Consider the following 6131-nt stretch of genomic DNA (forward strand, 5'->3'; position numbering starts at 1 on the left):
CGGTCGGGACGTAGGCGTCTGCCGCTGGGCCAGCCGCCACCTGCGACCGCCACTTGCCACCGGTTGTCGTCATTGCGACATATCACCGTTGTTGACACATGGGACGTGGTTGACCGGGTGAAGCGCACGGCGCTGCCTGTCGCCTCCCGGACAGTTCCTCCCACGGGCGCTGGTCGATAGTTACCAGTTGATCCAGTGGGCTTCAGCGCCGCTGTGGTCAATCGATGGCCACGGGTTACTCAACCCATGGTCGTTGCTTGGTTGATTCGCGGTAGGAGATCGTTCGGCTCACGGCTGGGCTGCCGGCCTGTCGGGCCGGTGGATCCCCGGCGTTGCCGGGTGAAATTGTTCGTGCTGCTTCGGATGTGCTGGCGGTGCGACGTTTCCGACACGGAAACGGATGCGTTTTCGGGCTGCTCCGAGAAGATCCGGATCTCTTCGTATCCCCGCGGGTGCCGTATGCGGGACGTTACTTCTTGTCGCGTGACTCGGCCTGCTCCCGGGCGGCCGTCTCGGATGCGGGCGCGCTGCCACCGAGATGAGCCGGCAACCACCATGGCGATTCACCCGGGGGTGGCGGTGGATAGTCACGCTGGGCATCGGTCAGCAGCTTCAACACGGCATCCGAGAGCAGTTTGGTGCCAGCCGCCGCGGGTGTGAGCTCGGTGGGCGGAATCGGTTCGCCGACGATGATCGAAACCGGGGTGCCGCGCGCGGCACGGAAGTTGCGTGGCCGCCCCTTGGCCAGAATGCGCTGGCTGCCCCAGATGGCTACCGGCAGCACCGGGACGTTGGCTTCGACGGCCATCCGCGCTGCCCCGGTCTTGAAGGGCTGGAGGCAGAAGCTGCGGCTGAGCGTCGACTCGGGGAAGACTCCCACGAACTCGCCGGCCCGCAGCGCCGCTACCGCGTGGTGGTAGGAGCCCGAGCCCGATGACCGGTCCACGGGGATATGACGCATCCCGCGCATGAGGGGTCCGGCGATCGGGTGGGAGAAGACGTCGTGCTTGGCCATGAAGCGGACCAGGCGGCGGTGGGAGCGCCAGAACGGGATGCCAACGAGGGCGAAGTCCAGGTAGGAGACGTGGTTGATGATGACAACGCATCCGCCCGTAGTCGGTACGTGTTCCTGGCCCCGGACGTCGATCTTGAGATCGAGAGCCTTGAAGAACCCGAGCGCGAAGCGGATCACTGGCTTGTAGACGAGTTCCGCCACCCGCTCCTGCCCTCCGACCCATCTGTGTTGTCCCAACTGTGCCATGTTGGGATGATCGATTTCGATCGGCCACGGAAAGTGGCTGGCTGATCGTACCGTGAGTCGTCGTGGGCCGTTGGAACGCCATGCCGCCGGAAGGGCGGGCAGGTCGTGCCGGACAGGCACCCGACGATCGTTTTTCGCAGCATTGCATACTCAGGTCCACCTGAGCCACATCGGTATCCCAGGGGCCGTCAGCGGCACCAGTTGGACACGATCGGATGGGAGACGTACGACGCCTGACGAGTGGACGCATCTGCTCAGTTCGGGGGATCCGCCGCGTTGGACGGCGCTGGTAGGTGCTGTGATCGCCTTTGTCGTGGTGTTCGACAGCCGGTTGTGGCCGCTGGCCCGGCATGTGATCACCATTGCCCATGAGGGAGGGCATGCGCTGGCCGCGGTCGGCAGTGGCCGGCGGCTCGGTGGTATCCGGCTGCATTCCGACACGTCCGGCGTGACCGTGTCGGCTGGGCGGCCGACCGGGCCGGGTGTCGTTGCCACGGTCGCGGCCGGCTATATCACGCCCTCGTTGCTCGGCCTCGGCGCCGCCGCCCTGCTTGCGGCCAATCAGGTGAGTCTGATGCTGCGGCTGAGCGTCATCCTGCTCCTGGGGGTGCTCGTCGCCATCCGCAACGCCTTCGGCGTGTTGTCCATCGTGCTCAGCACCGGGACTGTCGTGGCGGTGTCGGTCCTGGCGTCGGACCGTCCCCAGCAGCTGTTCGCCATGTCCATCACCTGGTTTCTCCTCTTCGGAGGACTGCGGCCGATCATCGAGGTGCAGCGGACCCGCAGCCGGGGCCGTGCGCCGACGTCGGATCCGGATCAACTGGCCCGGCTGACCGGTATGCCCGCGGGACTGTGGGTGGTGTTCTTCGCCTCGGTCTCCCTGTTCTGCCTTGCCATGTCGACCGAATGGCTCGTGTGGTAGCAGCCTGTATGACGGCAGCCTGTATGACGGCAGCCCGTGTGGCGACTGTGCGGCGCAGGAATACCGCGCTCCGCGTCCGGCCAGCCATGTTCCCGACGGACGTGGCCCTGGTGAGCATGGCTTCGGCGGATACGGCTGTGCCGGGCACAGCTTCGGTGGGCACAGCCTCGGTGAGCGGCTACCGTTGGCGGCCGTCCGATATTGGGCGGTTGCGGATGGACACCATGCGGTACGGACGATTGTCTGGCACACTGCGAACACATGTGCGGTCGCTACGCCAACGCCCTGGGTGGACAGCAGCTCGCAGAGTCGTTCTCCGCATGTGACGAAACAGGCGGCGTACAGCCGAACTTCAACGTCGCGCCGACCGCTTCGGCCCCGGTGATCGTCATCCCGCCGGGCCAGCAGCCGACACCGACCCCCCGGCTGCGGCTGGCGCGCTGGGGCCTGGTGCCCTCGTGGGCCAAGGATGCCGCCATCGGCAACAAAATGATCAACGCCAGGGCGGAGACGGTGGCGACCAAACCCGCGTTCCGCGCCGCGCTGCGAGCCCGCCGCTGTCTCGTCCCGATCACGGGTTACTACGAGTGGCAGCGGACCGAAGGGGCCCGGCGCGCGCAGCCGTACCTGGTACGCCCGGTCGACAACGAACCTGCCGCGCTCGCGGGGCTGTACGAGCTGTGGCGCCCGCCCACGGGCGGTACGCTCGCGACCTTCACCATCATCACCACTACGGCGCCGGCCGGTCTGGAGTCCCTGCATCCGCGGTCGCCGGTCGTCCTTCCCCCGGTGGCCTGGTCGCACTGGCTTGATCCTGTCCTGGCCGATCCTGCGGTGCTGACCAGCATGCTCGGGCCCACGCCAGCCGGAGTGCTGCGTGCCTACCCGGTCGACACCCAGGTCGGCAACGTGCGTAACAACGGTCCGCATCTGCTGGAGCCGGTCACCCTGGCCGACGACGTGGACGGAGCGGACTCGCGGGCCGTCCACTCCGGTGCGGTCCCGATCGACCATGATTGACTTCCGTCCGCGGGCCACCCGCCGGATGACGCGCTCTAGGCGCGTCCGTGAGAGCGTCCTGAAGCTGCCGAAGAGGCTCCTCACGCGGCCCACCGCCAGGATGCGCTGATCCGCGGGCCGCAGGAAGCGACTTTCGGGACCGCATGCTCCCAGTCGGCCTGGCAGCGGCCACCCATCACCAGAAGATCTCCGGACGCAGGGAGCAGCGTCCGACCGGCACCGCCACCGCGCGGACGGAGCCGGAAGGGACGCCGCGCCCCCAGCGTCACGATCGCGATCAGGGTGTTACCGAGCCTGCGCAGTTCACGGTCGCGGTGAAACGCGACGCTGTCGTCACCGTCGCGGTAGAAGTTGAGCCCGACCGAGCCGAACGGCACCTGATAATGCGCGCACAAAGAGCTACATATCGTGGCCAGGATGGGGTGGGGGAGAGGCTCGGTCGCCTTGTACCACCGTGACAGTCGTGGATCGTCCACCATGCGCTCGTACATCCACCGTCGACCCTGCCGCCAGGGGACCTCGCTGGCGAGGGTCCCGCAAAGGTCGTCAGCGCCGCGCAGCCACCCCGGCGCCACGTCGACCCATGGCGTCCCGTCGAGGCGGATGCGGCTGAACGTGGGGTTGATGGAGACCGCGGGGTCGCCGCTGGTCAACAGGCTGCACTGGAGGGGCATAGAGACACAATACCCGAACATACGTTCGATATCGAGCGTGTCGAGCAGGCCAGCCGTCGTGCGCCGCGCTCTGGTTGCCGAGCGTCTGGCAACGCGGATGACCGGAGCGGCCCCGTGGTGCCCGATGCTCGGCGGGGCCGCTCCCGGGGTGTCAGGCCCGTGACTCCCGGCGGACCGTGAGAGCGAGCGCGATCTGGCCGATGCCATGCACGATCAGCTCGATCCCGAATAGCACCGCCAGGATGAAGACGGTAGCCGCTGGCCACACCAGGGCGAGAATGCCGATGCCCATCGCCAGGAGGCCGATGAACACGCCCCACCCCCATGAGCGTCCGTGCCCGCGCGCGTAGCCGGCCATGGCGATACGCGCGACGCCAGCCACCAGCAGACAGATTCCGACGATGAGGGCCACCGTCCACAAGGTGACACCCGGCCAGGCGAGCACGACGATCCCGCCGATCACGAGCAGGACGCCGAAGAAGCTGGCAGTCTCCTCGCCCGCACGGGCTGTCGCGACCATATCCATGATCCCGGACAGCACCAGCCCAATGCCGATCAGGATCGCCAGTGTGCGCGTGGCGGCGAAGGGGTGGGCGACCAGGAGCACGCCGAGAACCGTCACCGCGATCCCCAGGAAGAGTCCTGCCATCCAGACCGCGCTCGAAGCTCCGCCATGGTGGCGGTGCGTCTCTGCCGTCGTCATCATGATCGTCATCTCCGGGACCGCTCGTACCTTCCGCCCTGGACAAGGGGTTCCCCGCCCTGGACAAGGGGGTTCCCCGCGTCGAGTGCTGCCAGTCCTCGATACCGGCCCTGGCCGGCCCCGCTCCTTACCGCTACGCTCCTTCTCCGATACTCAGCGGCGTCCCGGCCGTTCGTGTCGCGCCCGTCCGTCGCCCGGCGGCCCGGTGACGGGCAGCTCCGGCTGGGTGCACCGGATGTACCGGGATGCCCTGGCCGGAGCGGTGCCGCCGGCCCGTCGGCGGCACCGCGCGGTCCTGCGATTCTGGATCGAGGCAGTTCTTGACCACCACGCGGCCACCGGTCATTGGCCCTGCGCAGTTCTGATCAGGACGCCCTGATGGCCGAGATGTCAACGTCGATCTTGACTTTGTCGCCGATGAGGACACCCCCCGCCTCCAGCGGCGCGTTCCAGGTGAGGCCGAAGTCCTTCCGGCTGAGGGAGGACGTGGCGGCGAACCCCACCCGGCTGTTGCCGAACGAGTCCACCGCGCTGCCCTGGAACTCGACCGCCACCTCGACCACATGCGTGGTGCCGTGAATGGTCAGGTCGCCGGTGACCACATAGCTGTCCGGATCGTCCCCTGGTTTGATGCCAGTGCCGGTGAAGGTGATCGTCGGATGCGTGTCAGCGTCGAGAAAATCGGGGGAGCGCAGGTGGGTGTCGCGGTCGGAGTTCCCGGTGTCGATGCTGTCGGTGTTGATGCTGATCGTGGCATGCGAGGCCGTGGGCCTGAAGCCGTCGAGGTGCAGGGTGCCCTCGAAGGACCTGAAGCTGCCCCGGACGGTCGCCACCATCGCGTGTCGGACGGCGAAACCGAACCGACTGTGAGCGGGGTCGATCGTCCAGGTGCCGGTGAGGTTCTCGATGGCGGTGCCCGGTACGGTCATAATGATCTCCTCTTCAGGCCTTCTCCTACGAGTCGTGTTCCCACGAGCGGGTTCTTCCCAGGACTTCGCAGACTCTGCTCGCATGATCATTTTCACGCGGGCCCGAAGTCGGTTGCGCGGGCAACAATCTACTCCCTGGAGGCGCTGGCCGTCGATCGCTTCGCTCCCGGCCCGGAGCCATGGCTGCTGTCGGTGCGGTCGTCTCCCACCGCGCCGTCCGATGTGTCGGTCCGGGAGATGGCGGTCGATCCGCGCAGTTCGGCCTCCCGGAGGAACAGGCTGATCACGAAGGCGGCGATCCCGATCGGAACGGCCACCAGAAAGACCCGGCCGAGTGAGTCGGCATAGGCGGTTCGTACCGCTTCACGTATCGGCGCGGCCAGCCCTGCGACATCGTGCGGAGTTGAGACAAAACGGTTGGCTGCGGCGTTTCCGGGCTGCGCGCCGGGTATTCGCAGGGCGATGTTCGTGGCCAGTTGAGCGGTGAGCACCGCCCCCAGGGCGGACGCGCCGATGGCGCCTCCCATGGTGCGCAGGAATGTCACGCTGGAGGTCGCGGCGCCCATGTCCCGCGGATCGACAGAATTCTGTACGGCCAGCAGGACGTTCTGCAGGAGGAAGC

At 67.3% G+C, this 6131-nt stretch carries 6 protein-coding genes and 1 pseudogene; 2 read left to right on the forward strand and 5 right to left on the reverse strand.

Translation table 11 applies throughout. From position 1 onward, the window contains the following. Window positions 1-469: 469 nt before the first annotated feature. On the reverse strand, window positions 470-1261 hold the full coding sequence (locus CM1CMNOD_RS07260) for a lysophospholipid acyltransferase family protein (RefSeq protein ID WP_347176457.1): 792 nt from the start codon (window positions 1259-1261) through the stop codon (window positions 470-472). 298 nt (window positions 1262-1559) lie between these two features. Between CM1CMNOD_RS07260 and CM1CMNOD_RS07265 the strand changes: the two genes are divergently transcribed. Continuing rightward, window positions 1560-2183, forward strand: coding sequence for a M50 family metallopeptidase (locus CM1CMNOD_RS07265; protein ID WP_013873021.1), 624 nt, complete (start codon window positions 1560-1562; stop codon window positions 2181-2183). Between the two features lie 261 nt (window positions 2184-2444). Continuing rightward, on the forward strand, window positions 2445-3203 hold the full coding sequence (locus CM1CMNOD_RS07270; protein WP_013873022.1) for an SOS response-associated peptidase: 759 nt from the start codon (window positions 2445-2447) through the stop codon (window positions 3201-3203). Window positions 3204-3283: 80 nt separating this feature from the next. Here the strand turns inward: CM1CMNOD_RS07270 and CM1CMNOD_RS07275 are convergent, their stop codons facing one another. The 4 genes and pseudogenes from CM1CMNOD_RS07275 to CM1CMNOD_RS07290 form a co-directional block, all read right to left on the reverse strand. Continuing rightward, complete coding sequence (locus CM1CMNOD_RS07275) at window positions 3284-3877, reverse strand: alpha-ketoglutarate-dependent dioxygenase AlkB (protein WP_043603224.1); 594 nt, start codon at window positions 3875-3877, stop codon at window positions 3284-3286. A 151-nt stretch (window positions 3878-4028) separates the two neighbouring features. Then, window positions 4029-4526, reverse strand: coding sequence for an HdeD family acid-resistance protein (locus CM1CMNOD_RS07280; RefSeq protein WP_013873024.1), 498 nt, complete (start codon window positions 4524-4526; stop codon window positions 4029-4031). Window positions 4527-4945: 419 nt separating this feature from the next. Then, entirely contained in the window at window positions 4946-5509 is a 564-nt protein-coding gene (locus CM1CMNOD_RS07285) for a YceI family protein (protein WP_013873025.1), read from the reverse strand. A gap of 128 nt (window positions 5510-5637) precedes the next feature. Further along, a pseudogene (locus CM1CMNOD_RS07290) lies at window positions 5638-6131 on the reverse strand (MFS transporter); the annotation flags it as partial.

Origin of the sequence: Protofrankia symbiont of Coriaria myrtifolia, from assembly GCF_900634755.1 — a bacterium.
In the GTDB taxonomy this organism is placed as follows: domain Bacteria; phylum Actinomycetota; class Actinomycetes; order Frankiales; family Frankiaceae; genus Protofrankia; species Protofrankia coriariae.